The sequence below is a fragment of the Janthinobacterium sp. SUN206 genome (assembly GCF_030587305.1).
Lineage (GTDB): Bacteria > Pseudomonadota > Gammaproteobacteria > Burkholderiales > Burkholderiaceae_D > Janthinobacterium > Janthinobacterium kumbetense.
The window spans coordinates 1,533,879-1,560,051 of sequence record NZ_JAPWIB010000001.1; the positions used below are offsets into that span (position 1 = coordinate 1,533,879).

Annotated in this window: 25 protein-coding genes and 2 tRNA genes; 10 read left to right on the forward strand and 17 right to left on the reverse strand. The window is 61.1% G+C overall.

Annotated features, from left to right (window positions below; all coding sequences use genetic code 11):
- Nucleotides 1-114 precede the first annotated feature (114 nt).
- On the forward strand, nucleotides 115-2,007 hold the full coding sequence (locus O3300_RS06855) for a bifunctional diguanylate cyclase/phosphodiesterase (protein ID WP_289914231.1): 1,893 nt from the start codon (nucleotides 115-117) through the stop codon (nucleotides 2,005-2,007).
- Nucleotides 2,008-2,055: 48 nt separating this feature from the next.
- Here O3300_RS06855 and O3300_RS06860 read toward each other — a convergent pair whose 3' ends face one another.
- Nucleotides 2,056-3,744, reverse strand: a complete 1,689-nt coding sequence (locus O3300_RS06860) for a peptide chain release factor 3 (RefSeq protein ID WP_369811518.1) — start codon at nucleotides 3,742-3,744, stop codon at nucleotides 2,056-2,058.
- A 174-nt stretch (nucleotides 3,745-3,918) separates the two neighbouring features.
- Between O3300_RS06860 and O3300_RS06865 the strand changes: the two genes are divergently transcribed.
- Both O3300_RS06865 and O3300_RS06870 read left to right on the forward strand, forming a co-directional pair.
- The gene (locus O3300_RS06865) at nucleotides 3,919-5,976 is read left to right on the forward strand and encodes a methyl-accepting chemotaxis protein (RefSeq protein ID WP_305052535.1); all 2,058 of its coding nucleotides are present in this window, start codon (nucleotides 3,919-3,921) and stop codon (nucleotides 5,974-5,976) included.
- Nucleotides 5,977-6,201: 225 nt separating this feature from the next.
- Nucleotides 6,202-7,011, forward strand: coding sequence for a Crp/Fnr family transcriptional regulator (locus tag O3300_RS06870; protein ID WP_034783188.1), 810 nt, complete (start codon nucleotides 6,202-6,204; stop codon nucleotides 7,009-7,011).
- A gap of 77 nt (nucleotides 7,012-7,088) precedes the next feature.
- Here O3300_RS06870 and O3300_RS06875 read toward each other — a convergent pair whose 3' ends face one another.
- The 12 genes from O3300_RS06875 to O3300_RS06930 form a co-directional block, all read right to left on the reverse strand.
- The gene (locus O3300_RS06875) at nucleotides 7,089-8,504 is read right to left on the reverse strand and encodes a CHASE3 domain-containing protein (RefSeq protein ID WP_077406205.1); all 1,416 of its coding nucleotides are present in this window, start codon (nucleotides 8,502-8,504) and stop codon (nucleotides 7,089-7,091) included.
- A 144-nt stretch (nucleotides 8,505-8,648) separates the two neighbouring features.
- Entirely contained in the window at nucleotides 8,649-9,281 is a 633-nt protein-coding gene (locus O3300_RS06880) for a response regulator transcription factor (protein WP_034783185.1), read from the reverse strand.
- Between the two features lie 210 nt (nucleotides 9,282-9,491).
- Nucleotides 9,492-9,896, reverse strand: coding sequence for a MerR family transcriptional regulator (locus O3300_RS06885; protein WP_305052536.1), 405 nt, complete (start codon nucleotides 9,894-9,896; stop codon nucleotides 9,492-9,494).
- Between the two features lie 10 nt (nucleotides 9,897-9,906).
- Nucleotides 9,907-10,254: an integration host factor subunit alpha gene (locus tag O3300_RS06890; RefSeq protein ID WP_010399205.1), complete on the reverse strand. Its 348-nt coding sequence runs from the start codon at nucleotides 10,252-10,254 to the stop codon at nucleotides 9,907-9,909.
- 170 nt (nucleotides 10,255-10,424) lie between these two features.
- Nucleotides 10,425-12,851 (reverse strand): phenylalanine--tRNA ligase subunit beta, encoded by a 2,427-nt coding sequence (gene pheT, locus O3300_RS06895; protein WP_305052537.1) that lies wholly within the window; start codon nucleotides 12,849-12,851, stop codon nucleotides 10,425-10,427.
- A 78-nt stretch (nucleotides 12,852-12,929) separates the two neighbouring features.
- Nucleotides 12,930-13,946, reverse strand: a complete 1,017-nt coding sequence (pheS, locus tag O3300_RS06900; RefSeq protein ID WP_034751917.1) for a phenylalanine--tRNA ligase subunit alpha — start codon at nucleotides 13,944-13,946, stop codon at nucleotides 12,930-12,932.
- A 147-nt stretch (nucleotides 13,947-14,093) separates the two neighbouring features.
- Complete coding sequence (rplT, locus tag O3300_RS06905; RefSeq protein WP_010399214.1) at nucleotides 14,094-14,453, reverse strand: 50S ribosomal protein L20; 360 nt, start codon at nucleotides 14,451-14,453, stop codon at nucleotides 14,094-14,096.
- A 26-nt stretch (nucleotides 14,454-14,479) separates the two neighbouring features.
- Complete coding sequence (gene rpmI / locus O3300_RS06910) at nucleotides 14,480-14,677, reverse strand: 50S ribosomal protein L35 (RefSeq protein WP_038493025.1); 198 nt, start codon at nucleotides 14,675-14,677, stop codon at nucleotides 14,480-14,482.
- Between the two features lie 227 nt (nucleotides 14,678-14,904).
- On the reverse strand, nucleotides 14,905-15,465 hold the full coding sequence (infC, locus tag O3300_RS06915) for a translation initiation factor IF-3 (RefSeq protein WP_205711303.1): 561 nt from the start codon (nucleotides 15,463-15,465) through the stop codon (nucleotides 14,905-14,907).
- 12 nt (nucleotides 15,466-15,477) lie between these two features.
- Complete coding sequence (thrS, locus tag O3300_RS06920) at nucleotides 15,478-17,385, reverse strand: threonine--tRNA ligase (RefSeq protein WP_102294334.1); 1,908 nt, start codon at nucleotides 17,383-17,385, stop codon at nucleotides 15,478-15,480.
- Nucleotides 17,386-17,595: 210 nt separating this feature from the next.
- Nucleotides 17,596-17,672: transfer RNA gene (locus O3300_RS06925), tRNA-Val, on the reverse strand.
- 89 nt (nucleotides 17,673-17,761) lie between these two features.
- Nucleotides 17,762-17,838: transfer RNA gene (locus O3300_RS06930), tRNA-Val, on the reverse strand.
- Nucleotides 17,839-17,974: 136 nt separating this feature from the next.
- Here O3300_RS06930 and O3300_RS06935 point away from each other — a divergent pair.
- Complete coding sequence (locus O3300_RS06935) at nucleotides 17,975-18,439, forward strand: hypothetical protein (protein WP_305052538.1); 465 nt, start codon at nucleotides 17,975-17,977, stop codon at nucleotides 18,437-18,439.
- A 3-nt stretch (nucleotides 18,440-18,442) separates the two neighbouring features.
- On the opposite strand, the gene O3300_RS06940 is transcribed toward O3300_RS06935, so the two are convergent.
- Entirely contained in the window at nucleotides 18,443-19,555 is a 1,113-nt protein-coding gene (locus O3300_RS06940; RefSeq protein ID WP_305052539.1) for an acyltransferase, read from the reverse strand.
- A 150-nt stretch (nucleotides 19,556-19,705) separates the two neighbouring features.
- On the opposite strand from O3300_RS06940, the gene O3300_RS06945 reads away from it, so the two are divergent.
- Nucleotides 19,706-20,668, forward strand: coding sequence for a succinylglutamate desuccinylase/aspartoacylase family protein (locus tag O3300_RS06945; protein WP_369812264.1), 963 nt, complete (start codon nucleotides 19,706-19,708; stop codon nucleotides 20,666-20,668).
- A 161-nt stretch (nucleotides 20,669-20,829) separates the two neighbouring features.
- On the opposite strand, the gene O3300_RS06950 is transcribed toward O3300_RS06945, so the two are convergent.
- Together O3300_RS06950 and sugE are read right to left on the reverse strand one after the other, a co-directional pair.
- On the reverse strand, nucleotides 20,830-21,159 hold the full coding sequence (locus O3300_RS06950; protein ID WP_289898402.1) for an SMR family transporter: 330 nt from the start codon (nucleotides 21,157-21,159) through the stop codon (nucleotides 20,830-20,832).
- Nucleotides 21,160-21,182: 23 nt separating this feature from the next.
- Entirely contained in the window at nucleotides 21,183-21,503 is a 321-nt protein-coding gene (gene sugE / locus O3300_RS06955; RefSeq protein WP_034783172.1) for a quaternary ammonium compound efflux SMR transporter SugE, read from the reverse strand.
- Between the two features lie 208 nt (nucleotides 21,504-21,711).
- On the opposite strand from sugE, the gene O3300_RS06960 reads away from it, so the two are divergent.
- The 5 genes from O3300_RS06960 to O3300_RS06980 all read left to right on the forward strand — a co-directional run bounded on the left by O3300_RS06960 (nucleotide 21,712) and on the right by O3300_RS06980 (nucleotide 25,608).
- Nucleotides 21,712-22,074: a DUF1304 domain-containing protein gene (locus O3300_RS06960; RefSeq protein ID WP_077406232.1), complete on the forward strand. Its 363-nt coding sequence runs from the start codon at nucleotides 21,712-21,714 to the stop codon at nucleotides 22,072-22,074.
- A 158-nt stretch (nucleotides 22,075-22,232) separates the two neighbouring features.
- Nucleotides 22,233-22,808 carry a hypothetical protein gene (locus O3300_RS06965; protein ID WP_099667403.1) on the forward strand — a complete coding sequence of 192 codons (576 nt, stop codon included), beginning with the start codon at nucleotides 22,233-22,235 and terminating at the stop codon, nucleotides 22,806-22,808.
- A 73-nt stretch (nucleotides 22,809-22,881) separates the two neighbouring features.
- Nucleotides 22,882-24,054: a helix-turn-helix transcriptional regulator gene (locus tag O3300_RS06970; RefSeq protein ID WP_305052541.1), complete on the forward strand. Its 1,173-nt coding sequence runs from the start codon at nucleotides 22,882-22,884 to the stop codon at nucleotides 24,052-24,054.
- Nucleotides 24,055-24,178: 124 nt separating this feature from the next.
- On the forward strand, nucleotides 24,179-24,475 hold the full coding sequence (locus O3300_RS06975; protein WP_034751927.1) for a helix-turn-helix transcriptional regulator: 297 nt from the start codon (nucleotides 24,179-24,181) through the stop codon (nucleotides 24,473-24,475).
- A gap of 68 nt (nucleotides 24,476-24,543) precedes the next feature.
- On the forward strand, nucleotides 24,544-25,608 hold the full coding sequence (locus O3300_RS06980; RefSeq protein ID WP_099667401.1) for an alkene reductase: 1,065 nt from the start codon (nucleotides 24,544-24,546) through the stop codon (nucleotides 25,606-25,608).
- A gap of 163 nt (nucleotides 25,609-25,771) precedes the next feature.
- On the opposite strand, the gene O3300_RS06985 is transcribed toward O3300_RS06980, so the two are convergent.
- Nucleotides 25,772-25,993, reverse strand: a complete 222-nt coding sequence (locus O3300_RS06985; RefSeq protein WP_077406246.1) for a hypothetical protein — start codon at nucleotides 25,991-25,993, stop codon at nucleotides 25,772-25,774.
- Between the last annotated feature and the right edge of the window lie 180 nt (nucleotides 25,994-26,173).

Genomic DNA, 26,173 nt, shown 5'->3' on the forward strand with positions numbered 1-26,173 from the left:
CACGTCGAGAGTTCCGGCTCACTTCGGTTTTCATCAGACTGGAACGTAAAGTATGGCAGGGCGAGGCGGGATCACACGGGGCGGCGGCAAGCGGGGCCGGCAGGAGAAAGCGTCATGATGGCGCCATTGATGCTGCCGTCGGCGCAATTGCGCGGCGACCGCATAGCCAGGCTGAACTTGCTGGCCGCGGCGGCCATGCTAGCCATGGCCAGCCTGCTGTTGATCCTCTTCCAGTTGTTTTCCCTCCAGGCATCCTTCCAGCGCACGCTGCGCATCCAGGCCGACATGCTGGCGCCTGCCGCCACGCAGGCCATGCGCCAGGATAATCGTCTTGCAGCGCAACAACTCCTCGCTCCCCTCGCCGCCGCCCCGCATATCCGGCAAGCACTGCTTTACAGCCCCTATGGCACGCCGTTTGCCCGCTACGCGCGCAGCGGCAGCGATACCGCGCCCACGGCGCCGCGCAACGGCCTGCAGATCGATTACCTGGACGGCAGCGCTGCCATCCTGACGGCCTTGCCCGGCGGCGGCGCGCTGTACCTGCGCGCCAGCCTGGCGCCGCTGTACGCCAGCCTGGCGCAATTTGCCGCCTTCACCCTGCTGGTCTGCCTGTGCGCGTTCGGCCTGACCTTCCTGATGGTGCGCCGCACGCGCACCGCCGCCCTGCATGCGGAGCGCCATTTGCACTACCTGGCCCACGTCGACCCCGTCACGCAGCTGCCGAACCGCCATGAATTCAACGATGCGCTGGCCTATGCGCTGGCGCGCGCCGACCGCCAGGACAGCAGCGTGGGCCTGCTGCTGCTGGACCTGGACAACTTCAAGATCGTCAACGACACGCTGGGCCACCACTGCGGCGACCAGCTGCTCAAGCTCGTGTCCGAGCGCCTGGTGGCCATCCTGCGCGGCACCGACATCATCTGCCGCATCGGCGGCGACGAATTCGTCGTCATCGTGGAACCGGCCGACGACGCCTCGGAGATGGCCAGCGTGGCGCGCAAGATCCTCGCCGTGCTGGCCGCGCCGTTCGCCCTCGAAGGCCACCAGCTGTACGTCAGCGCCAGCATCGGCGTGAGCCTGTATCCGTTCGACGCGCAGGACGTGGCCACCCTGACGCGCAACGCCGATACGGCCATGTACCACGCCAAGCACCAGGGCAAGAACCGCTACGCCGTGTTCAAGGCCGAAATGGAATTGCGCGCCCAGCGCCGCCTGCGCATGGAAGCGAACCTGCGCCGCGCCCTGCAGAACGAGGAACTGTATTTGCACTACCAGCCGCAGATCGACTTGCGCAGCGGGCGCATCGTCGGCGTGGAAGCGCTGATACGCTGGCATTGCCGCGACATGGGCCAGCTGAGTCCCGCCGAATTCATCCCCGTGGCCGAGGAAAGCGGCATCATCGTCGACCTGGGACGCTGGGTGCTGCAAAGCGCCTGCCGCCAGGCAGCCGCCTGGTGCAAGGCGGGTCTGCTCGATTCACTGGAACACGTGGCCGTCAACCTGTCGGCTTGCCAGGCGCGCGATCCGGGCCTGATGGACGATATCCGCGCCATCCTGGACGAAACGCAGCTGCCGCATGGCTTGCTGGAGCTGGAAATCACGGAAGGCGTCCTGATGGACAATGTCCACGCCAACGTGGAATTGATGCGGCGCCTGCAGGAAACGGGCATCCACCTGTCGATCGACGATTTCGGCACCGGCTATTCCTCGATGTCGTACTTGAAACGCCTGCCCATCGACCAGCTGAAGATCGACCGCAGCTTCGTGCACGACCTGCCCGGCGAGGGCGAAGCCATCGTCACGGCCATCATCGCCATGGCGCACAGCCTGCACCTGAAAGTGGTGGCCGAAGGGGTGGAAACGCTGCAGCAGGTGGAGTTCTTGCGCAAAGCGGGCTGCGACAACGTGCAGGGCTTCTTCTTCGCGCGTCCGATGACGGCGGCGCAATTGACGGCATTGCTGCTGGAACGGCGCGACTGGAGTACGCGCACGATCCTGCCGGCGTAAAAAAAGGCAGAACCAGTGGTTCTGCCCCTCGTCGCTACCTCAGAGTCATCAGGCCAGCTTGGCCGAATGCTCGCGCGTGGCGTGGAATGTCAGCTTCGGCCAGCGCTCTTCCGTCAGGCGCAGGTTCACGCCGGATGTCGCCAGATAGGCCATGTTGCCGGCCGCATCGTAGGCCACGTTGTGGCCCAGCGCATTTTCGAAATCCTGCAGGATGCGCTTGTCGTCGCAGCTGACCCAGCGGGCGCTGCTGATGCTGGTGCCCTCGAACACGGCGTCCACGCCATACTCGTTGAGCAAACGGCTGGCCACCACTTCGAACTGCAGCACGCCGACGGCGCCCAGTACCAGCTCGCCGCCCTGTACCGGCTTGAAGACCTGCACCGCGCCCTCTTCGCCCAGCTGCTGCAAGCCTTTGTGCAACTGCTTGATTTTCAAGGGATTACGGATGCGCACCGAGCGGAAGAAGTCTGGCGCGAAGTACGGGATGCCCGTAAAGGTCAGCATCTCGCCTTCGGAAAAGCTGTCGCCGATCTGCATGTTGCCATGGTTCGGCAAGCCGATGATGTCGCCCGCGTACGCCTCTTCCACCTGTTCGCGCGAGGAAGCCATGAAGGTCACCACGTTCGACACCTTGATCTCGCGCCCCAGGCGCAAGTGCTTGACCTTCATGCCGCGCTCGAAACGTCCCGAGCACACGCGCAGGAAGGCGATGCGGTCGCGGTGGGCCGGGTCCATGTTGGCCTGGATCTTGAAGACGAAACCGGTAAATGGCTGCTCGGACGGCGCCACCGAACGCACGGTAGCGTCACGCTCGCGCGGCGCCGGCGCCCAGTCGACCAGCGCGGACAGTATCTCGCGCACGCCGAAGTTGTTGATGGCCGAACCGAAGAACACGGGCGTCTGCACGCCGGAGAGGAATTCTTCCAGGTTGAACGGGTTCGACGCGCCGTGCACCAGTTCCACTTCCATGCGCAATTGATCCATCTCAAGCGGGAACATCTCCTGCAGGCGCGGGTTGTCGATGCCCTTGATGATTTCGAAGGCGCCGTCGGCCTTCTCTTCACCGGCCTTGAACAGCATGATTTCGTCGTTCAGCAGGTGGTACACGCCGCGGAAGTTCTTGCCCATGCCGATAGGCCAGGTGACGGGCGCGCACTGGATCTTCAGCACCGATTCCAGTTCGTCGAGCAGATCGAGCGGATCGCGCGTCTCGCGGTCCATCTTGTTCATGAAGGTGACGATCGGCGTATTGCGCATGCGGCACACGGCCAGCAGCTTGATCGTCTGCGCTTCCACGCCCTTGGCCGCATCGATCACCATCAGCGCCGAGTCGACCGCCGTCAGCACGCGGTAGGTATCTTCCGAGAAGTCCTGGTGGCCCGGGGTGTCGAGCAGGTTGACGACGTGGTCGCGGAATTCGAACTGCATCACCGAGGAAGCGACGGAAATGCCGCGCTGCTTCTCGATCTCCATCCAGTCCGACGTCGCGTGGCGGCCCGATTTACGCGCCTTGACGGTACCGGCCATCTGGATCGCGCCCGAGAACAGCAGCAGTTTTTCCGTCAGGGTAGTTTTACCGGCATCCGGGTGGGAAATGATGCCGAAGGTGCGGCGGCGCTGCACTTCGCGCGCGATCACGGCCGGCGCCTTGCTGCTCACTGGCGCTGCGGCGTTGTCTGCGCTGTCGCTGGAATCGGGGGTGTTGATGTCGTTCTCGTTGGCCATATTGGTGACCATAATATGGCCCTCGCAAAAAACCCTCGATTTTACAGAAGGATCGGCCTTCCGTGTGAACTGCTTCACTCTGGCGAACGGCAAAACTGACCGCATCGCGGCGCACTTCATCAAGGGGTCACAATCCGCAGGCAACATTGCACTGCAGAAATGTTGTCACCCTACCCTGGAAACCCGATGAAAATGCTCCTCACCCCCGCCATCCGCCTCATGCAGCGCTTGCGCCTGCTGCCCAAATTCATGCTTGTCTGCCTGGTCTTCCTGCTGCCGCTGGCGCTGGCAACCACCCTGCTGATCTCGGAACTGGGCAAGTCGCTGGCCCAGGCGCAGGATGCGCAGCGGGGCGTGGCCTATGTGCGCCAGTTGCAGGAAGGCACGCGACTGCTGCAACAGCGGCGCGGCCTCGAGCACTTGCGCCTGAGCGGCAAGGCGGGCATGGACAACACGGCCCTGAATGCGCGCATCACGGCCGCGCTGACCGCCCTGGCGCGCTTGCCGGCGGGCGCCGGCCTGCCCCAGGCGGCCGAACTGACGAAACAGTGGCAAGCCCTGTTGGGCCGCCAGACGGGCCTCGCGGCGCGCGACAGCTACGCGGCGCACACGGCGCTGCTGCGCCAGGCGGCCAAGCTGGGCCAGCTGGTAGCCGACCGCTCGCACCTGAGCCTGGACCCGGACGCGGGCGCCAACCACCTGAGCGCCGCCTTCACCGCCACCCTGCCCGACCTGGCCGAGAGCCTGTCCGACATCGGCGGGCGCGGCGCCGCCTACATCGACACGGGGCTGTTCGAGGCGAATGAAGATCAACTCGTCAACGCCAACGCCCTGATCGCGCGCCACGAACTGGAACGCCTGCCGGCCCGCTTCGACGAAATCATCGCGGCCAAGCCGGAATTGCGCGCCAGCCTGCAGCCGGCCCTGAAAGCCGTGCCGGCCGCGCTGGCCTTCCTCGAACGCACGAAGAATGAAGTGACGAATTCCTACGACCAGACGTCGGGCGCGCAATTCCACGCGGCCGGCATGCAAGCCATCGACGCCCTGCACGCGCTGTCCGGCGCCTCCGCCGCCGCGCTGGACGGCTTGCTGGCGCAGCGCATCGCCCGCGACGAGGCGCGCCGCGCCCTGATCCTGGCGGCCATGCTGCTGGTGCTGCTGGCCGCCGCCTACCTGTGCGCGGGCTTTTATGCCGCCTTCGCGCGCGACGTGCAGCAATTGCGCGTGGCCGTGGGCGCCGCGGCAGCGGGCGACCTGTCGCAGCGCATCACCTCGCAGGCGCACGACGAAATCGGCGACCTGGTGCGCGACTTCGGCGCCATGACGCATGGCCTGGCCACCCTGGTGCAGGAAATCCGCGGCGGCGCGGCCGTCATCGCCGCGGCCGGCGCCGATATCGCCCAGGGCAACGCGGCCCTGTCCGGCCACACGGCCACGCAAGCGGACGCGCTGGGCGCCACCGTGGACTCGATGCGCGAGCTGACGGCCACCGTGGGCCGCAACGAAGCCCACGTAGGACAGGGGCGCACCCTGGTGGCGTCGGCCGCCGAAGTGGCCCTGCGCGGCGGCGAGACCGTCAGCGCCGTGGTCGAGACCATGGCCTCGATCAAGGCCAGCTCGCACAAGATCGTCGACATCATCGGCGTAATCAACGGCATCGCCTTCCAGACGAATATCCTCGCCCTGAACGCGGCCGTGGAAGCGGCACGCGCGGGCGAACAGGGACGCGGCTTTGCCGTCGTCGCGTCCGAAGTGCGCAGCCTGGCGCAGCGCTCCAGCGAAGCGGCGCAGCAGATCAAGCGCCTGATCGGCGACTCCGTGGCCACCGTGGACGCGGGCGGCGACCTGGTCAACGCGGCCGGCAGCACCATGCGGCAAGTCGTCGACGCGGTGCAGCAAGTGTCCGTCGTCATCGGGCGCATCAGCAGCGCCGGCGCCGAGCAGAATGGCGAAATCGCCCGCATCAACGGCGCGCTGGCGCAAATCGACGACATGACGCGCCAGAATGCGAGCCTGGTCGACGAGGCGCGCGCCGGTTCGCAGCGCCTGCACCAGGAAGGCGAGGCGCTGACGCAGGCCGTCAGCCGCTTCCGCCTGGGGGAGCACGAGGCGCCAAACGTGCGCCAGACACCCGCCGCAACCGTGCGCGACGGCTTGCCCAGCGTGCGTCCGGCCGGCCTGTGGAGCGCCAACAAGCCGCGCGTCATATCACAAAATCGCGCAGAACGGCGCAAGGCTAGCTAGTCAAAAGTGTGCACGTAGGACAAGGACTACAATTTCGCCTCAAAAGAGACTACAAAGTGGCGACTGCTAATCTTATGTTCGCCACTTACATAAGCTTTTAAAGTAGCTACATCGCGATCTGCACCGCGCGGTCGAAAAAAACGCTGTTCCCAGATGGATGCAGCAACTTTTTTGACCAGCAACGCGGCAGTCGCACTCCGATGTAAAAAGCCTGTGAGGAATACTATGAGCCATACTCAACTTATCGCCCCGGTCCAGAAGAACCAGTTGCTGCCGCGCGCCATGCCTGCGGCCGGTCGGGAAATCAAGCTTGCGTCGCGGGTTAGCCTCAGCAGTGCCCAACAAAATGAATTGCTGGCGGCCCTGCCGCGCGCCGCGCTCGAATCGCTGTTCGAAGACCTGGAACTGGTGGAACTGCCTTTCGGCAAGGAATTGTATGCCTACGGTAACAACCTGGAATACAGCTACTTCCCTACCACCGCCATCATTTCCTTGCTGTATGTCATGGAAGACGGCGCCACGACGGAAATCGCCGTCGTCGGCCATGAAGGCGTGGCGGGTGCCTCGCTGCTGGCAGGCGAACGCGCCATGTGCACGGCTGTTGTGCAAAGCGCCGGCTACGGCTACCGCCTGAAGACGCAAAGCTTGCGCGACGCCTTCAACCAGGGCGGCGCCCTGCCCCAGTTGCTGATGCGCTACACCAACGCCCTGTTTGCGCAAATGGCGCAGAACGCCGTCGGCGGCCGTCACAGCTCGATCGAGCAAAAGCTGTGCCGCTGGCTGCTGGACCGCCTGGACCGTTCGCCATCGAACGAATTGAAAGTGACGCAAGAGTTGATCTCGATCATGCTGGGCGTGCGCCGCGAAAGCATCACGGCCGCCGCCGGCAAGCTGCAGGAAGAAGGCTTGATCCACTATCGCCGCGGTAATATCACGGTGCTGGACCGCGCCGGCCTGGAATGCTATGCGGGCGAGTGCTACAAGGTGGCCAAGACGGAATACGACCGCTTGCTGCGCGACGTATCACGCTGCTGATGCGCTGCTGATCAGGCAAGACAGATAAAAAAATGGCCGGGCTGCATGCCCGGCCATTTTTCTTGCATCAACGTCCATTACGCTTCGGCATCCGCATCGATGTCTTCCGGCTCCGGCGTCAGCGGCAGGGGAATCACGGCTTCCACGCACGTGCCCTTGCCTTCCGGCCCCTGGCGCACGGTGAGAGTGCCGCCCAGCAACAAGGCCCGCTCGCGCATGCCCAGCAAGCCGTGCGACATGGGTTTTTGCAGCGCATCTTCCGTGATGCCGATACCATCGTCGATTACGCGCAGCACCAGGCCGTGCTCATTGCGCTTCAAGGTCACGCTGACCATGCCGGCGCGCGCATATTTCAGGATGTTGGTCAGCGATTCCTGCACGATACGGAACAGGGCAATCGTCAGGGTGGCTTCGCGGTTGTCGATATTGATGGCCACGTCCGTTTCGCAGCGCACGGAACTCATGCGCGCAAAATCCTCGCAATAGCTTTCGATGGCGGCGCACAGGCCCAGGTTGTCCAGCAGGCTGGGGCGCAGGTCTTCGACGATGCGGCGCTTGAGTTCCACCGTTTCCAGCAAGGTGGCCTTGGCGCGGCGCAATTGCGCGGCCAGTTCCGGCTGCGTGTGCGCCAGTTGCTGCGTGACGGCGCCCAGGTCCATGCTGATCGAGGTCAGGTTGGCGCCCAGTTCATCGTGCAATTCGCGCGCCAGGCGCGCCTTTTCCACTTCATTGACGCTGATCAAATGACGCGACAGCACGGATAACTGCTCCGTACGCTTGCTGACCGTCGACTCCAGAGTGTCGTTGGCATTCTGCAGTGCATACTCGACGGCCGCGCGATTCTGGAAGCTGCGCCGCACCAGCTGGTAAAACATGATCAGCACGAGGATGGCCAGGGCATTGATGCCGATGCCGAGCAGCACGGCTTTCTGGTACTCATGGTAAAAGGCGGCGCTGCCGGAAGACAACGCTTCATTCTGCTCGCGCGTCATGATCACCACTTGCAGGCGGATCTCGTCCATGGTGGCGCGGTCATCGGTCACGCGGGAAATGTTGACGATCTCGGCCAGCCCGCCCTGCTTGTAGACATCGATCGACTGTTGCAACATCGACATCTTGCGACGGATCAAGCTTTTCAGCTGGCCCAGGTTTTTCAGCTGGGTGGGACTGCCCGCGAGCAAGGTTTGCAGCTCGTTGAATTCGTTTTCAATTTCCGTGGTCGCCGTCTTCGACGGCCCCAGATAGGTTTCGGAGCCGGAAATGAAATAGCCGCGCAAGCTGCTTTCCGCATCGAGCACGAGCACGTTCAAATACTGCAGGCGATCCGCCACGCGGGCGCTCTGGCTGAGCAAGGCGTTCGTGCCCTTCAGCGACTGCAGATTATGATAGAGACTGAAACCATTGAGTACAAGCAGCAAGGCGCAAGTCACGCACAGGATCGTCTTGTAGAGGGGCAGGCGGTGATTCGGGGCCGGTTCAGCGGTGAAATACATCCTGATGTGCATCCTTAGCAAGGTTCGGCGCGGGAAAGAGCGCCGGCGCCGGCCAATTATAGTCCTCGCCACAAACTGCTGCACTGCACAAGTCGTGCCGGCTGGCTGGCTGAGCGATCATGTTTCCATGATCGCACCGCAGCGCTAGTCAAGCAAATTGTTTTTCATTGCGTAATAGGTCAAGTCGCTGTTGGATTGCAAGCCCATTTTTTCCATGATGCGCGTACGGTAAGTACTCACCGTCTTGATGCTCAGCGACAAGGCGACACCGATATCGGACACGGTGGCGCCGCGCGCCAGGCGCAGGAAGACCTGGAATTCGCGGTCCGACAATTCCGTGTGCAGCGCGGCATTCGTGTCGCGGTCGAACGATTGCGCCAGCAACTCGCCGACGGTGGAGCTGACATAGCGGCGCCCCTGGAACACGGTGCGCACGGCCGTCATCAGCTCGTCGGCCTCGCATTCCTTGTTCAGATAGCCATTCGCGCCCATCTTGAACAGGTTCAATGCGTATTGCTGCGCGGGATAGCCGCTGAGTATCAGCACGGGCAATTCCGGCTGGCCCTGGCGGATCGTGCGCAAGGTATCGATGCCGCTCTGATCGGGCATGGCTATATCGAGCAGCAATACATCGCAAATTTCGCGGCGGGCGATATCGAGCGCTTCGCGCCCCGTACCGGCTTCCGCCACCACACTGAAATCGCTCGACGACGAAAAAATCTGTTTGAATCCAGCTCGTACTATTTGGTGATCATCACAAATGGCAACGCGTATCATTGTTTCCCCTTAAATTTTCCTGGCCTGGGAAAGACTACCGGAACCTGAACGCTGCTCCGGCTTAGCGTCACTAACAAAAACGCAACATTAACATTATATTCAAAATATGGCGCGCAGTACGGTAGCGTCAGCGCCAAGGCCGAGCGCCCATGCAGTATAGTCAACTCAGTCAACTGCTACCGGACAACCCCACCTATATTGGTACAAATCTTATTTTAGCAAGTTTAAAATCGCAATTAATTCATTGCGTATCCACACGCGGTCCAGCGGCGCTTCCTGCGGCGCGACGGGCACGGCCGGCAGCACCGGCAGGTCGTCGGCGATGGCATGCGAAGCGCCACGACTATCGAGCTTATTGCGGGCACCGCTGATGGTAAAGCCTTGCTCGTACAGCAATTCGCGGATGCGGCGTATCAACAGCACCTCATGGTGCTGATAATAACGGCGGTTACCACGTCGTTTGACTGGCTTGAGCTGGGAAAACTCCTGCTCCCAGTAGCGCAATACATGCGGTTTGACGCCGCACAACTCGCTCACCTCGCCGATCGTGAAATAGCGTTTCGCCGGAATGGGCGGCAAGGCGATCAACTCGGTTTTACTGATGCGCTCGTTCATCGCCACTCACTCAGGCAGCACGTGCCAGCGGACTGGTCTCTTCGACCATGCTTTTCAGCTTCTGGCTCGCATGGAAGGTCACGACGCGGCGCGCCGTGATGGGAATCTCTTCGCCCGTCTTCGGATTGCGGCCCGGCCGCTGCGGCTTGTCGCGCAACTGGAAATTGCCGAAACCGGACAGCTTGACGGCCTCGCCCCGTTCGAGCGCATTGCGGATCTCGTCGAAAAAGGTCTCGACCATATCCTTCGCTTCGCGCTTGTTCAGGCCCACCTGCTCGAACAACAGTTCGGCCAGTTCCGCCTTGGTCAAGGTGGGTAAATCTTTTTCCGCTTCCTGGCGCACTTTGGCAACCAGCATGGCCCGATGCAGATCTGCGGCCAGTGCGGACTGCAGTACGGCGGAATCAACGTCGCTGTTATTAATTTTCCTGCCCTGCCTTTTCTGTGCGCCCGAGCCCGCCACATGGCAAGCTCGTCTACGGTTGACGACGGAAAGGCCGTCACGCAAGGCGACGGCCAGTCCGGTAATTACGAACGCAGTTTCGCGTCGTGGCCCTGCTTGGCCGCATCGATCAGGACAGCCATCAGGCCATCGACGACATCGTCTTGCAGGGTGTTTTGAGTATCTTGCAAGCTAATCCGGAAAGCAAGGCTTTTTTCATCCGCTTCCAGCCCTTTTCCACGATATTCATCAAATAAAACAATGGCTTGCACGATACGCGCTGCCGGGCTCGACTTGGCGGCGGCGTGGAAGCTGTCGAGCAGATCCTGCACGGCCACCGATTGCTTGACGACCACGGCCAGGTCGCGGCTGGCGCCAGGGAATTTCGAGATTTCCTGGTACACGGGCACGACTCGTTGCGTCAGGGCAGCGGCATCGACTTCGAACAGCACAGGCGCCAGCGGCAAGTCATACTTTTGCATCCAGCGCGGGTGCAGTTCTCCGATGAAACCGATGACCTTGCCATCGAGCTCCACGTTGGCCGAACGGCCCGGATGCAGGGCCGGATGTTCCGCCTTGCTGAAACGCAAGACCAGCGGCGCGAACAGCGCTTCCAGGTCCGCCTTCACGTCGAAGAAGTCGACCGTGCGCGCAGCCTGGCCCCACTGCTCGTCGGCCACCGCGCCGTAAGCCATGGCCGCCACGCGCTTCGGCTGGGCGTAACCGGCCACCGACAGGGGACCGTTTTGCACGCTGTCGTCGCGCTGGTAGATGGCGCCCACTTCGAAAATGCGCACGCGGTTCGTCTTGCGGTTCAGGTTGTAGCGCACATTGGCGATCAGGCTGCCAATCAGCGAGGAGCGCATCACGCTCATCTGGCTGGCGATCGGGTTCTGCAATTTGATCGGATTCGTGTTGCCCGAGAAATCGCGCTCCCATGCCGTATCGACAAAGCTCATGTTAACCACTTCCTGGAAGCCCAGGTCGGCCAGCTCATGACGTACCGCAAACAAGGAGCGGGTATTTTCTGGTGCAATCTGCATCACGTTCGCTGCCACGGGCGGCAAGGTCGGGATGTTTTCAAAGCCGTACACGCGCGCCACTTCCTCGATCAAGTCTTCCTCGATCTCGATGTCGAAACGGTAGCTGGGCGACGTCACGGAAAACACGCCGTCCGCCAGGGTGAATGGCAGGGCCAGGCGCGTGAAGATATCGGCGATCAGCTCATCGTTGAGCGGCACGCCGATGACTTTTTGCGCGCGCGCCGTGCGCATCGACACAGGCTGGCGTTGCGGCAAGTTCACCACGTGGTCGTCGACGGGGCCGACGGTGGTCGCTGGCGTGCCGCAGATTTCCACGATCAGGGCCGTGATGCGCTCGATGTGCTCGACGGTGGTGGCGAAATCGACGCCGCGCTCGAAGCGGTGCGCCGCATCGGTCGAGAAATTCAGGCGGCGGGCGCGGCCTTGAATGGCGTTCGGCCACCAGAAAGCCGCTTCCAGGTAAATGCTGTCCGTATCGTCCGATACGGAGCTGGCGTCGCCGCCCATGATGCCGGCCAAGGATTCGATTTCCTGCTCATCGGCAATGACGCCGAGCCACTCGTCGACGGCGATGGTGTTGCCGTTCAACAGCTTGACGGATTCGCCCGCCTGGCCCCAACGCACGTCGAGGCTGCCGTGGATCTTTGCCAGGTCGAACACGTGGCTGGGACGGCCCAGTTCCAGCATGACATAGTTGGAAATGTCGACCAGGGCCGACAGCGGACGCTGGCCGCTGCGCTCGAGGCGCTGCTTCATCCAGTCCGGCGTGGCGGCACGGGCGTTCAAGCCGCGGATGACGCGGCCCGTGAAACGGCCGCACAGGTCCGGCGCGCTGACTTTCACTGGCAACACTTCATCGCTGGTGACAGGCACGGTGCGGAACTGCGGCGCATTCAGGGGCACGCCCGTCAAGGCCGACACTTCGCGCGCCACGCCCAGCACGGACAGGCAGTCCGCCTTGTTCGGCGTCAACTTGATGGTGAATTTCAAGTCGTTGAGCGCAAAGTAATCGCGGAAATTCTGGCCGATCGGCGCGTCGTCCGGCAACTCCATCAGGCCGGCGTTTTCTTCCGACAATTTCAATTCGCGCGCGGAGCACAACATGCCTTGCGACTCGACGCCGCGCAGCTGGCCTACCTTGATTTCAAACGGCTTGCCATCGGCGCCAGGCGGCAGCACGGCGCCGGCCATGGCGCACACTACTTTCAAGCCAGGGCGCACGTTCGGCGCGCCGCAAACGATGTTGAGCATGGTGCCCGTGCCGACGTCGACCTGGCACACATTCAGGCGGTCCGCGTTCGGATGTTTTTCCATCTCCAGGACCAGGCCCACCACCACGTTCGAGAACGGGGGCGCGACAGGATCGACGTCCTCGACTTCGAGACCTGACATGGTCAGCAGATGGGCCAGTTCGTCCGAAGTCATCTTCGGATCGACCATGGTACGGAGCCAGTTTTCGGAAAATTGCATAATCAAGCCTTCAAAGGGTCAAAGCTCACAGCGCGAGCGCACAGGCGCTCAAGCGCCATGAATCAAACGGAACAATGCTTAGTTGAACTGCTTCAGGAAACGCAAGTCGCCTTCATAAAACAGGCGCAGGTCGTTGATGCCGTAACGCAACATCGTCAAGCGTTCCAGGCCGGAGCCGAAAGCAAAACCGATGAATTTCTCGGGATCGAGGCCGAAGTTCTTCACCACGGTCGGATGCACCTGGCCGGCGCCCGACACTTCCAGCCAGCGGCCTTTCAGCGGGCCCGAACCGAAGGCGATGTCGATCTCGGCCGACGGTTCCGTAAACGGGAAGTACGACGGGCGGAAGCGCACTTGCAAGTCGTCCGTCTCGAAGAAGGCCTTGACGAAGTTCAGGTACACGCCCTTCAGGTCGGCAAAGCTGATGTCTTCGGCGATCCACAGGCCTTCGACCTGGTGGAACATGGGCGAATGGGTGGCGTCGCTGTCGACGCGGTAGGTGCGGCCCGGCGCGATGACCTTGATCGGCGGCGTGTGCGTGCGCGCATAGCGCACCTGCATCGGGCTCGTGTGCGTGCGCAGCAGCAAGGGCTTGCCATCGGTATCGTTGCCGTCGATGTAGAAAGTGTCTTGCATGGAACGGGCTGGATGGTTTTCCGGGCTGTTGAGCGCCGTGAAGTTGGTCCAGTCGTTCTCGATTTCGGGGCCGTCGGCCACGTCGAAACCGATGGAACGGAAGATTTCCTCGACACGTTCCCACGTGCGCATCACGGGATGGATGCCGCCGGGCATGCGGCCACGGCCTGGCAGGGTCACGTCGATCGCTTCGGCGTTCAGGCGGCCTTGCATCTGGGCATCGGCCAGTGCATCACGGCGCGCCGTCAGCGCGTCCTCGATCTGCACTTTGACGGCGTTGATCAAGGCGCCCTGCGCCTTGCGCGCGTCCGGGTCCAGCTTGCCCAGGCCCTTCATCATTTCAGTAATCTGGCCAGTCTTGCCCAGGTAGCGGGCTTTGGCGTTTTCAAGTGCGGCAGCGTCTGCGGCGGCGATAAAGTCAGCCTGGGCCGAGACGACGAGTTCTTCTAGGGAGTTCATGCGGCATTTCCTGTTTTGGACATCAATTCTGGACTCAGTTATCTAAAATCCAACAATCAAAAACGGAAACGGGGCATAAGGTGTTAAAACCCCTGCCCCGCTCTTTATGACGTCACCCTACGGATGACGTTGTGCAATGACCGATGCTTACGCAGCGATTTTTGCTTTAACTGCGTTGACAATCGCAGCGAATGCTGGCTTGTCCATCACAGCCATATCGGCCAGGACTTTACGGTCCAGTTCGATATTTGCTTTTTTCAAGCCGTTCATGAATACGCTGTACGTTACGCCATGCTCACGGGAAGCGGCATTGATACGGGCGATCCACAGGCGGCGGAAAACGCGTTTCTTGTTGCGGCGATCGCGGTAAGCGTATTGGCCAGCGCGCATAACTGCTTGCTTGGCAACACGGTATACACGGCTGCGGCGACCACGGTAGCCTTTAGCTTGAACAAGAATCTTCTTATGACGGGCACGAGCTGTAACCCCACGTTTTACTCTAGGCATAATAACTCCTTAAATTGAGTGTGAGATTAAGCAGTCGGCATCATGCGCATGACGGATGTGACATCCGATGCGTTGATGTTACGGGTACCGCGCAACTGACGTTTGTTTTTGGTGGTTTTCTTGGTCAGGATGTGGCGTTTGAACGCGTGACCCGACTTGACTGTTCCACCTGGACGCACGCGAAAACGTTTTTTCGCGGAGCTTTTGGTCTTCATTTTAGGCATAGCAATCTGTCCTCTTACGGACAGCTCCATTTATAACAGGATTGCAGGTGGCAACACGACGCTGCGCTTAGATGCCTGCTTTCACATGTTGTGCAGCGGATGCGAGTCCACTACAGTTCACGCGGCCCGGACATTGCTGACCGGGCCGCGCAAATTCTGCCTGGGGTTTGACACCGCGCCAATGCCGGCGCGAGCAGTTTCCACCCACAGTAAAACGCTATTGTATCTTACTTCTTCTTCTTAGGCGAAAGAACCATGATCATTTGGCGGCCTTCCATCTTCGGGAACTGCTCGACCTGGCCGTACGGCTCCAGATCGGCTTTCAGACGTTCCAGCATGCGGAAGCCAATATCCTGATGCGCCATCTCACGACCGCGGAAACGCAAGGTGATCTTGGTTTTATCGCCATCTTCGAGGAACTTGATGAGATTACGCAACTTGATATTGTAGTCACCATCATCAGTCCCCGGACGGAATTTGACTTCCTTCACGAGGATGATCTTTTGCTTCAATTTGGCTTCGTGAGCTTTCTTTTGCTCCGAATACTTAAATTTGCCGTAGTCCATCAAACGGCACACCGGTGGCTGCGCGGTAGGCGCAATTTCCACCAGGTCGACGTTTGCCTCTTCCGCCAGGCGGAAGGCTTCAGCCAAACTTACGATACCGAGTGGCTCGTTATCGACCCCGCTTAAACGCATTTCAGGGGCAGTGATTTCGCCATTGATGCGATGTGACTTGTCAGTAGCTATTGTAATTTCCTTTAAAAATCTTGTAAGACGGTCGTGCAGCGAGTTTCCTCGTCAGGCCTTGGTGTCGACTTCATGTTTGAGTCGCTCAATCAGGGCATCGACGGACATGACGCCCAGATCGACATTGCCCCGCGCCCGCACGGCCACTGTATTCGCATCCCGCTCTTTGTCGCCAATTACTAAGATGTAAGGCAATTTTTGTACGGAATGTTCACGTATTTTATAGGTAATCTTCTCGTTACGCAAATCAGCCTGTACGCGCAGCCCCGCTTTGCGCAGTTTTGTTGTAACTTCCTGTACATAATCGGCTTGAGCGTCGGAAATATTCAACACCGACACTTGCACCGGCGACAACCACAGCGGCATGGCGCCCGCATAGTGTTCGATCAGGATGCCGATGAAACGTTCCAGCGAGCCGACGATCGCGCGGTGCAGCATGATGGGCACCTGGCGCGTGTTATCCACGGCCACATATTCGGCGCCCAGGCGACCCGGCATCGACGGATCGATCTGCACGGTACCCACTTGCCATGCGCGGCCCAGGCTGTCTTTCAGGTGGTATTCGATCTTCGGACCATAGAATGCACCCTCGCCCGGCAATTCCGTCCACTCCACGCCGCAGGCGCGCAGGGCCGAACGCAGGGATTCCTCGGCGAAATCCCACGACTCTTCCGTACCGATGCGGTTATCCGGGCGCAGCGCCAGTTTCACGTCGATATTCGTAAAGCCGAAAGCCGTGTAGACATCCATCGCCTGCTGGTGGAACGCCGTCACTTCGCCGGCGATCTGCTCTTCCAGACAGAAAATGTGGCCATCGTCCTGCGTAAAGCCGCGCACGCGCATCATGCCGTGCAAGGCGCCCGACGGCTCGTTGCGGTGGCATTGGCCGAATTCACCGTAACGCAATGGCAAGTCGCGGTAGCTGCGCATGCCATTGTTGAAAATCTGGATATGGCCAGGGCAATTCATCGGTTTCAGCGCATAGGCGCGGTTTTCCGATTCCGTGATGAACATGTTTTCACGGTAATTATCCCAGTGGCCGGTTTTTTCCCACAGGCCACGGTCGAGAATTTGCGGCGCCTTGACTTCCTGGTAGCCATTGACCTGGTACACATTGCGCATGTATTGCTCGACTTGCTGCCAGATCGACCAGCCTTTCGGGTGCCAGAAGATCAGGCCTGGCGCTTCCTCCTGGAAATGGAAGAAATCGAGCTGTTTACCCAGCTTGCGGTGGTCGCGCTTTTCCGCCTCTTCCAGGTTATGCAGATACAGTTCCTGGTCTTCCTTCTTGGCCCAGGCCGTGCCATAGATACGCTGCAGCATCTCGTTTTTCGAGTCGCCGCGCCAGTAGGCGCCAGCCAGCTTCATCAGCTTGAAGACTTTCAGCTTGCCCGTCGATGGCACGTGGGGGCCGCGGCACAAGTCCGTGAACTTGCCTTCGGAATACAGCGACACTTCCTGGTCGGCCGGGATCGAACCGATCAATTCAGCCTTGTAGGCTTCGCCGATGCCCTTGAAGTATTCGATGGCTTCGTCGCGCGCGACAACCTTGCGCGTGACTTGCTCATCCTTCTTGGCCAGTTCCGCCATTTTCTTTTCGATCGCGACCAGGTCTTCCGGCGTGAACGGGCGCTTGTAGGCGAAGTCATAGTAAAAACCGTTATCGATCACGGGACCGATAGTCACTTGCGCTTCCGGGAACAATTCCTTGACGGCATACGCCAGCAAGTGGGCCGTCGAGTGGCGGATCACTTCCAGGCCATCGGCGTCCTTGTCCGTCACGATCGCCAGTTCCGCGTCTTGCTCGATCAGATAGGAAGTATCGACCAGCTTGCCGTCGACCTTGCCGGCCAGGGCAGCCTTGGCCAGGCCGGTACCAATATTGGCCGCAACCTGGGCCACGGTGACCGGGCCGTCAAATTGACGGGCGGAACCATCGGGAAGTCGGATTGTAAGCATATTGATCTCCATATCGGCGCTGGCGCCAGGTAAAACTGCAATGTGATGGGTAAATAACTGAAAGGAAAACGCAGACGCAAAAAAACGCGGACTAGCCGCGTTTTTCACTTTCTTGAGACAAAGGAAACCCGTTCGACTAGCGTCACTCCCAAAGCTTGGTAGTAGTTCGCGGTGTCATAACCGGTTTTACCTTTCTCTCTAACTGCATTCTGGTGGGCGGTGAGGAATTCGAATCCCCGACCCCTTGGATGTCGACCAAGTATTCTAACCAGCTGAACTAACCGCCCGTAAAACTTTTGTTGATCATTGTATTTCAAATGACCGCTTGCGGCTTGCGCCAGCTTAAAACTCTTGAAAACTGCTTACTGCTAAATTCTGGTGGGCGGTGAGGAATTCGAATCCCCGACCCCTTGGATGTCGACCAAGTATTCTAACCAGCTGAACTAACCGCCCCGAAGACCAGCATTATAGAGAGGCTTTCCCAGAATGACAAGGGCTCTTTTACAGGAAACTTTAATCACTCTCCGGGCGTCAGCCCCCTTTATATGGAGAGGGCCCGGCGCACGCGGAATGCCGCTAGAATCGCGGCATGAACTCCACCCTATTCGCCTGGCTGAAAACCCTGAGCCGCATCTGCGGTTTTGAAACGGCCGACTCTTTCCCGCCCGGCCACCCGTATGCGCGCACGCGCTGGGATGCCGCGTATTTCGATATCGCCTCCGACGTAAAACCCGACGAGATGGAACGGCGCCTCTGCGCAGCCATCGCCAACACGCCGAGCGTCTTCGCCTATATCACCAATCCCACGCCGCGCATGCAGCGCGCGCTGCTGAACGTGATCCACGACCGGCTGCGGCGCCAACCGGGCGCGGGCGCCACGGACCTGGTCTTGTTATTGATCAATGCCTACGCCAGCGAGCACATCATGGAAGCCGTGCCTGGCCTGCGCGCCCTGATCTTCAACACTGCACATGAAGAGACGAACCTGCGCGTGCATGCCATCCTGGAATTACTGGTGGACACACCGCGGGGACTGGACGTGATCGACATGTAATCGTCACGCGTGATTGGCAGGCACATAGCGCGCCCGCAAGCGCATGAACGGCGTTTCCACCAATCTATATAAGAGCCAGCCCGTGACGATGCTGACAGCGATACTGACCAGTATCGCCGGCGCACCGTCCGGCCCGTGGCCAACGTCTTGCAACAAGGGCCGCAGCAGGATGCACAGCTGCTTGTGCAGCAGGTAAATCGCATATGACCACAGGGCCAGGCTGGCCGCGCCCGGCACGCGCAATTGATACAAAGCACTGGCAGGACTCAGCGCGGCGATCAGCAATAAGGTAAAACTGGCGGCCAGGGCCGGATAGCCGAACACCGTCACCCAATAACCATAGTGATCGGCGACGAACACGTAAAACATCAGCGCCGTGCCAAAGATTCCCGCCAGCAAGGTGCGATTGCCATAGGATGTCAGGCGCAGCCAGGCGCCAGGGTGGTAGTTTTTCAGCAGCGCCAGCGCCACGCCCGCCACCAGCTCGTCGAAACGGCACCACGACGCGTAATAAATGTATTTGTAATAGCCGAGGCCGCCTCGCGGCACGTGCACATATTCATCCCACAGATAAGCACGCAGCAGCATGCCGACGATAAAGCTGGCGGCCACGGCCACCCACGCCCACAGCAGGGACTTGCGGCAAGCCGCGATCGCCAGCGCCACGGCCGGCAGCAGCACGTAGAACTGCTCTTCCACGCACAGCGACCACGCATGGGAAAACGCCGTGCCCGGCGTCAGATTGATGTTTTGCGTAAACGTCAGGAATTTCCACAAGGGAAGTAGCGCGCTATCGCCGCGAAACGCGGGCCACAGATAATACAGGGCCAGCACGGCATAGAAACTGGGCAAGGTGCGCAGCAAACGGCGCGCATAGAAGCGCGGCAAGGAAAAGCCGTGCTCGCTGCGCAAGGCCGCAAAGATCTGGTTGCCGATCAGGTAGCCGCTGAGGGCAAAGAACAGGTCCACGCCCGTCCAGCCGATTTCTCCCCAAAAACCAAACGCCCCGCCCTCGCTGACGAACAACAAATAATGGTTCATGAAGACCAGCACGATGGCCAGCGCGCGCAAGGTGTCGAGGCCGTACAGGCGGGAAGGATGGGACGTACTGGTCATGGAATCGGCAAGGGAAAACAACATTGGCGCCGATCATGCCATGCCGGGGTGGGCGATGGGTACATTCCTGGCGACATTTTTACGGGTACCTGCCGCGAATCCCGCTAAAATATGCCGACCCCGCTTTCCCTTCCCTGATACCAATAGGATATGTCCAGCATGAGCAGCGCACTCCACTTCAAGTCCATCAACTACACGGGCCAGGGCAGCGGCCCGCGCCTGATCGTCACCGGCGCCGTGCACGGCAATGAAACCTGCGGCACCAAGGGCATCCACCGCGTGATGGCTGAACTCGACAGCGGCGCCCTGTCCATCGTGGCCGGCAGCGTCACCTTCGTGCCCATCACCAACCCGCTCGCTTACGCCAAGGGCGTGCGCAGCGGCGACCGCAACCTGAACCGCAACCTGTTCCCAAACGACAATCCGCAAGATTTCGAAGACCGCATCGCCAATTGGCTGTGCCCGCTGCTGGGCCAGCATGACGTGCTGCTCGACTTGCACTCGTTCAATGCCGACAGCCAACCCTTCGTCATGGTGGGACCGCGCAACAACGACGGCCCGCTGCAACCTTTTAAACATGAAGAAAAGGAACGCGCGCTGGCGCGCCGCCTGGGCGTGCGCCGCTTCGTCGACGGCTGGCTGCATGCGTATGGCCAGGGAGTGCAGCGCCGCCTGGGCAATAGCGACCAGGTGGGCCTGGTCTTGCGCTACGGCGTGGGCACGACGGAATACATGCGCTCAACGGGCGGTTACGCCCTCACCCTGGAATGCGGCCAGCACGCGGACCCGGCCGCACCGGATGTCGCTTACCGCGCCATCATGAACACCTTGGCTTTCCTCGGTTTCATTGACGTGCCGCAACCGGAAGCCATCGCCGACGCCGACATGGAAGCGCTGAACATGGTCGTCGTGCACGACAAACTGCATGCAAGCGACCGCTTCATCAAGACCTGGTCCAGCTTTGACAAGGTCAAACAGGGCGAGCAGATCGGCGTGCGCGCGGACGGCACGCCCGTGACGGCCGAATTCGACGCCTATATCCTGTTCCCCGACGTCAATGCGGCGGCCAATGCGGAGTGGTATTACCTGGCGCGGGTTGCCAGCAGCTTTTGATTAGAGCCTATTCCAGTAGGGAGCGTCATCTGCTGGCAGTTCATCAGGAGCGCGGACAAGGCGTGAGGAGGACGCGTGGCGAGCCACGCGACGACGATCAACGCAGTCCCCGCTTCTGAGGGGCGCCAGCAGGGGATGTATTCATCTACTGGGATAGGCTCTTAGTGCCCGACGGACTTGGAGAACAAGTTAATGACGAGCACGCCGGCAATGATCAGCCCCAGGCCGATCAAGGCCGGCGTGTCCAGGCTTTGCTTGAACCAGAACCAGCCGACGGCGGAAATGAGCACGATGCCCACGCCCGACCAGATCGCATACACGATGCCGGTGGGAATGACCTTCAAGGTCAGGGACAGGCACCAGAAAGCGATGCTGTAGCCAAGCACGGTAATGACGCTGGGCCACAAGCGACTGAAGCCCTCGGACGCCTTCAAGGCGCTGGTGGCGATCACTTCGGCGATGATGGCGATGGCAAGGTAGAAATACGTCATGGCGAGGCTCATGCTGGCATCCTTTATTGAGGGCTGAGCAATTTCAAGCCCAGGATGCCCGACACGATCAGGGCGATGCAGGCGATGCGCGCGGCGCTGGCCGGCTCGCCCAGCACCATGATGCCGAAGATGGCCGTGCCGACGGTGCCGATGCCCGTCCAGATGGCGTACGCCGTGCCCAGCGGCAAGGTACGCAAGGCCAGGCCCAGCATCACCACGCTGCCCAGCATGGAAATAGCCGTCAGCACGGATGGCACGAGGCGGGTAAAGCCGGCACTGTATTTGAGGCCGATGGCCCAGCCGATTTCCAGCAAACCAGCCAATACCAAAATAATCCACGCCATCGTACTCTCCTGAGGCGGCAGGGTCGTCCCCGCCATGCAGCCCCGTCATCGAGCGGGGTCGTCCCCACAGGAGCAAAAGGAAAAGTATACCATCGGGTGAAAAGGCTTGCCGCCAGCACATTTTTCTAGTGCGGCCGCTCCAATCGAAAGTTGCCAAAAAACATGCTGATGGCCGCATAATTGCCGCATCCATTCACTCTCGGGAACAATGATGCTACTTCTGGCCCAGATTCTTACCGCCCTCATCCTGCTGCTGCACGTGTATATCGTGCTGCTGGAAACCGTGCTGTTCGATGCGCGCGGGCGCAAGGTGTTTGGCCTGTCGAAGGAAAAAGCGGAGATCGTGCGTCCCGCCATGTCGAACCAGGGTTGCTACAACGGTTTTCTCGTCGCGGCGCTGGCGTTGGGCTTTTTTCACCCGGACGCGGCCATTGCCCATGCGTTTACCGTGTTCGGCCTGGCGTGCATCGCCGTGGCCGGCGCATGGGGCGCGGCCACCGTCATGACGCGCATCCTCTACCTGCAAACGGTGCCTGCCGTCATCGCCTTGCTGCTGTTCCACTTCGCCTGATCCCCGCCGGGGCGGCCAGCCAGCCGCCCTACCCCACTCCGTGCCGCCGGCGCATACCCCAAATGGGTGATGTTTCCAAAAAACATGCCCGATACAATTCCTTGTAGCAAAGATACCACCAGACACATGGTGGCAAGTCACCGTCCACAGGGAAAATCATGCAAGCACATCCAACCACCTTTGCCGTCACTTTGCTCGGCTGCCTCATGCTGTCCGCCTGCGGTGGCGGCGGCAGCGCCGACAGTGGCTCGGGCGGCGGCTCCACCAGCGCCAGCGGCGGCACCTCGTCCACCTGCCAGTACAACAATCTGATCAGCGATACGGAACGCAAGCAGGCCAGCGCCTGCGGCATCCAGGTATCGGGCAACTACGCCCAGGCCGATTCCGGCTATGACAGCGTGATCGCCGCCTGCAAGCAGGGCGAAAAGGCCAAGGCGGATACCTACTACAGCGGCACGTACCAGAAAATGGTCGACTACGCGCGCTCCGTGAGCAAGGAACTCGGCTGCGGGCAAAACAACGGCGCCACCTTGCCCAACAACACCGTGGCCAGCAACTACAATTTCTGTGTCAAAAGCACCACCGTCAATGGTAAGCTCAGCTATGAAGGCGCTTGCTACGGCCCCGTCAAATCCGGCGAAGGGGGCTGCGGCAGCGGTTACAACTATGTGAGCCAGTACGCCAGCCTCAGCACGTGCACCTCCGGCGGCAAAAGCTGGCTGGAATCGCGCTAGGGAAGCCGGGCGGCCGCTGCCAAGGCCGCCCGCGCCATACCTTGTCCACCGCTTGCCGCCATGAGGATCGCCAATGACGCCATCGCTTGCCGTCGCCAGCCAGGCACTGATTACCCTGATCTATGAAGCGGCCACACAACATATCCAATGGCAAGATTTCCTAGCCGCCTTTGCACGCCAGCTGAAATCGCACGCGGGTTTGATCTGGGCCAATGATTTCAGCAACCGCTCGGTCGACGTCCAGCTGCCCGGCAGCGGCCTGTCCGCCACCTATGGCTTCGAAACGGATGCCATGGCCAGCTTTGCCAGCTATTACGGCGCGCGCAATGTCTGGCTGGAAGACGCCACCCTGCACCACGAAGGCGCCGTCGTCACCGGCTCCATGCTGTTTCCCGACCATTGCCTGAAGAAAACCGAATACTGGGCGGACTGGCTGCGCCCGCAAGACATCTTTTATACGGCGGCGGCCATCGTCGAATTGCGCGCCGAGCGCTCCACCAACGTCACCGTGGTGCGCCGCGAACGGGCGGGCGCCTACGAGGCGGGCGAGCTGGCGCTGATCCGCAGCCTGATGCCGCATTTGCAGACGGCCTTTGCCCTGCAGCGCAAGCTGCGCCGGCTGGAAGTGCTGTCCCGGAGTTCCACCCAGGTGCTGGAATTGCTGCCGTTTGGCGTGCTGCTGCTCGACGCCACGTCGCAATTGCTGTACGCCAACGAGCGGGCGCTGGCCATGACGGTTGCGACGCGGCTGCTGCAGTTGCGCGAAGGCGCGCCCCTGTATTGCCCGCGTGAAGCGGACAACGGCGCGCTGCGGCGCATGCTGCACGAGGCGGCGCAAACGGGCACGGCGGCGGCTGGCGGTCCCGGCGGCGTGCTCAACCTGAGCGGCTTGACGGGCGAACAGCTGCGCCTGCGCGTCACGCCCCTGCCCTCCTGGCACAGTCCGTTCGGCTCGGCCAGCGCCATCGCCGTCTTTCTCAGCGATAGCAGCGACCTGATCACCTCCCTGGCCGCCACCCTGCGCAATTTCTATGGCATGACGGTGGCCGAGGCGCGCTTGACGGAAGCGCTCGTCAACGGCTATTCCCTGCAGGAATACGCCGAACGCCAGCGCATTTCCATCCACACGGCGCGCACGCAGATCAAGAGCGCCACCGCCAAGGCCGGCGCCCAGCGCCAGGTGGACCTGGTGCGCATCGTGTTGACGGGCCCGGCCGTGCTGCAGCGCAATCCCCTTCCCGCCTGAATCCGTTCAAAAACGCGCGCCGCCAGCACGCTTTTCATTTATATCGTAATATTGCGATATTAGAATTTGGAAAATACGATATATGCATCGCTGAAAAGCGAATTGTATGTTCAGGAGAAACAATATGGATATCGACGCCATCCACAAGGCGCTGGCCAATCCGGTGCGCCGGCAGATTTTGCAATGGCTCAAGGAGCCGGAACAGTATTTCCAGGAGCAGGACCACCCGCTGCACCTGGGCGTGTGCGCCGGCCTGATCGACCGCCGCCTGAACCTGTCGCAATCGACGGTCTCGGCGCACCTGGCCAGCTTGCAAAAGGCGGGCCTGATTTCCGCAACCAAGGTGGGCCAATGGAGTTTCTTCAGCCGCAACGAAGCCACCATCCAGGCCTTTCTCGATCACATGCAGCAAGGTTTGTAAGCACAGCTTTCATCTCGATAACTCCGTCTCAATGCCGCTCGACCGGCCCCAACAAGGAAATGATAATCATGGCAACTTTATTCGACCCCATCACCATTGGCAGTCTGCAACTGAAAAACCGCATCATCATGGCGCCGCTGACGCGTTCGCGCGCCGGCAATCCGGGCCGCGTGCCCAACGCCCTGATGGCCGAGTACTACACGCAACGCGCCTCGGCCGGCATGATCATCTCGGAAGCGACGGCCGTCACGCCGCAGGGCGTGGGCTACGCCGACACGCCGGGCATCTGGTCCGAGGAACAGGTGGAAGGCTGGAAACACATCACCCGGGCCGTGCATGACGCTGGCGGCCTGATCGTGCTGCAGCTGTGGCATGTGGGCCGCATTTCCGCCCCCGTCTTCCTCGATGGCGACTTGCCCGTGGCGCCCAGCGCCGTCAAGCCGGCCGGCCACGTGAGCCTGGTGCGTCCGAAACAGGAGTTCGTCACGCCGCGCGCGCTCGATACGGAAGAAATTCCCGGCATCGTGGCGGCCTACCGCCTGGGCGCCGAAAATGCAAAAAAAGCGGGTTTCGACGGCGTGGAAATCCATGGCGCCAATGGTTATTTGCTCGACCAATTCCTGCAAGACAGCACCAACTTGCGCACCGACAACTACGGCGGTTCGATTGAAAACCGCGCCCGTTTGATGCTGGAAGTGACGGACGCCTGCATCGAAGTCTGGGGCGCCGACAAGGTGGGCATGCACCTGGCGCCGCGCCGCGATGCGCACGACATGGGCGACTCGGACCCGCGCGCCACCTTCGGCTACGTGGCACGCGAGCTGGGCAAACGCGGCATCGCTTTCATCTGCGCCCGCGAAGCGCTGGGCGAAGACCGCCTGGGCCCGTACCTGAAGCAGGAGTTCGGCGGCGTGTACATCGCCAACGAGAAAATGGACAAGGCGGCGGCCGAAGCCTTGCTGGCCAAGGGCGAAGCCGATGCCGTCGCCTTTGGCCTGTGGTTCATCGCCAACCCCGACCTGCCCACCCGCCTGCACAGCGACGCGCCCTTGAATCCGCTGAACCCGGACACCCTGTACGCGCCGGACGCTGCCGGCTACACGGACTACCCGGCGCTGGCGGCACAAGCCTGAACGGCAAGCTGAGCGGCACCCTGAAAGCCCCCTGAGCGGCACTGCGCCGCCCATTCCCCCTGTCGGCGGACGCGACGATACCAACGCACTGACTGCGTGACGATCGCCGCGTCCGCCGCTTTTTTCGCTTCTTTATTGACGCCGCCGCGCCGTTCCCTCACCTTCAGCGCCATCGGCGCCGTGCCGGCCGGGCCGGGCGACGCGCCTGCACGCTGCTGAAGACGCGACGTATCACCTCGACCGGTACCGCGTGCTCGCGCAAATACGCTGTCGCCACCGTCCGCCCCAGTGCGTGGTGGAAGGCGACGCCCCGCTCGACGAGCTCGGCCATCACCTTGTCCGTTCGCACATTCTCCCCATTCACCTCGTCGATGCTGTTTTTCATGCCATGGCTCCCTGTCGGGTGGATCAACACTGCATGAAGTTTTGACCACATTGTGCGCATTTAGTGCCCGACACGGAGGTCAAGCATCGTTAAAATAGCAGCAGCAACGGCCCCGACACCGCATGAATAGCGGCCTCGGCTGCTTGTCGCCATCGCCAGCCCCGTATAGAATGCCTGCGC

What these genes read in the sequence shown, in the direction of transcription:
- O3300_RS06985 (WP_077406246.1), bottom strand. Translation starts at nt 25,993, where the DNA reads ATGAAAAACAGCATCGACGAGGTGAATGGGGAGAATGTGCGAACGGAC.
- O3300_RS06860 (WP_369811518.1), bottom strand. Translation starts at nt 3,744, where the DNA reads ATGGTCACCAATATGGCCAACGAGAACGACATCAACACCCCCGATTCC.
- O3300_RS06945 (WP_369812264.1), top strand. Translation starts at nt 19,706, where the DNA reads ATGTCCAGCATGAGCAGCGCACTCCACTTCAAGTCCATCAACTACACG.
- O3300_RS06890 (WP_010399205.1), bottom strand. Translation starts at nt 10,254, where the DNA reads ATGCTGGTTGCCAAAGTGCGCCAGGAAGCGGAAAAAGATTTACCCACC.
- O3300_RS06855 (WP_289914231.1), top strand. Translation starts at nt 115, where the DNA reads ATGATGGCGCCATTGATGCTGCCGTCGGCGCAATTGCGCGGCGACCGC.
- rplT (WP_010399214.1), bottom strand. Translation starts at nt 14,453, where the DNA reads ATGCCTAGAGTAAAACGTGGGGTTACAGCTCGTGCCCGTCATAAGAAG.
- pheT (WP_305052537.1), bottom strand. Translation starts at nt 12,851, where the DNA reads ATGCAATTTTCCGAAAACTGGCTCCGTACCATGGTCGATCCGAAGATG.
- rpmI (WP_038493025.1), bottom strand. Translation starts at nt 14,677, where the DNA reads ATGCCTAAAATGAAGACCAAAAGCTCCGCGAAAAAACGTTTTCGCGTG.
- sugE (WP_034783172.1), bottom strand. Translation starts at nt 21,503, where the DNA reads ATGGCGTGGATTATTTTGGTATTGGCTGGTTTGCTGGAAATCGGCTGG.
- O3300_RS06970 (WP_305052541.1), top strand. Translation starts at nt 22,882, where the DNA reads ATGACGCCATCGCTTGCCGTCGCCAGCCAGGCACTGATTACCCTGATC.
- thrS (WP_102294334.1), bottom strand. Translation starts at nt 17,385, where the DNA reads ATGCTTACAATCCGACTTCCCGATGGTTCCGCCCGTCAATTTGACGGC.
- O3300_RS06960 (WP_077406232.1), top strand. Translation starts at nt 21,712, where the DNA reads ATGATGCTACTTCTGGCCCAGATTCTTACCGCCCTCATCCTGCTGCTG.
- O3300_RS06885 (WP_305052536.1), bottom strand. Translation starts at nt 9,896, where the DNA reads ATGAACGAGCGCATCAGTAAAACCGAGTTGATCGCCTTGCCGCCCATT.
- O3300_RS06975 (WP_034751927.1), top strand. Translation starts at nt 24,179, where the DNA reads ATGGATATCGACGCCATCCACAAGGCGCTGGCCAATCCGGTGCGCCGG.
- O3300_RS06940 (WP_305052539.1), bottom strand. Translation starts at nt 19,555, where the DNA reads ATGACCAGTACGTCCCATCCTTCCCGCCTGTACGGCCTCGACACCTTG.
- O3300_RS06880 (WP_034783185.1), bottom strand. Translation starts at nt 9,281, where the DNA reads ATGATACGCGTTGCCATTTGTGATGATCACCAAATAGTACGAGCTGGA.
- pheS (WP_034751917.1), bottom strand. Translation starts at nt 13,946, where the DNA reads ATGAACTCCCTAGAAGAACTCGTCGTCTCGGCCCAGGCTGACTTTATC.
- O3300_RS06950 (WP_289898402.1), bottom strand. Translation starts at nt 21,159, where the DNA reads ATGACGTATTTCTACCTTGCCATCGCCATCATCGCCGAAGTGATCGCC.
- O3300_RS06870 (WP_034783188.1), top strand. Translation starts at nt 6,202, where the DNA reads ATGAGCCATACTCAACTTATCGCCCCGGTCCAGAAGAACCAGTTGCTG.
- O3300_RS06980 (WP_099667401.1), top strand. Translation starts at nt 24,544, where the DNA reads ATGGCAACTTTATTCGACCCCATCACCATTGGCAGTCTGCAACTGAAA.
- O3300_RS06935 (WP_305052538.1), top strand. Translation starts at nt 17,975, where the DNA reads ATGAACTCCACCCTATTCGCCTGGCTGAAAACCCTGAGCCGCATCTGC.
- O3300_RS06875 (WP_077406205.1), bottom strand. Translation starts at nt 8,504, where the DNA reads ATGTATTTCACCGCTGAACCGGCCCCGAATCACCGCCTGCCCCTCTAC.
- O3300_RS06865 (WP_305052535.1), top strand. Translation starts at nt 3,919, where the DNA reads ATGAAAATGCTCCTCACCCCCGCCATCCGCCTCATGCAGCGCTTGCGC.
- O3300_RS06965 (WP_099667403.1), top strand. Translation starts at nt 22,233, where the DNA reads ATGCAAGCACATCCAACCACCTTTGCCGTCACTTTGCTCGGCTGCCTC.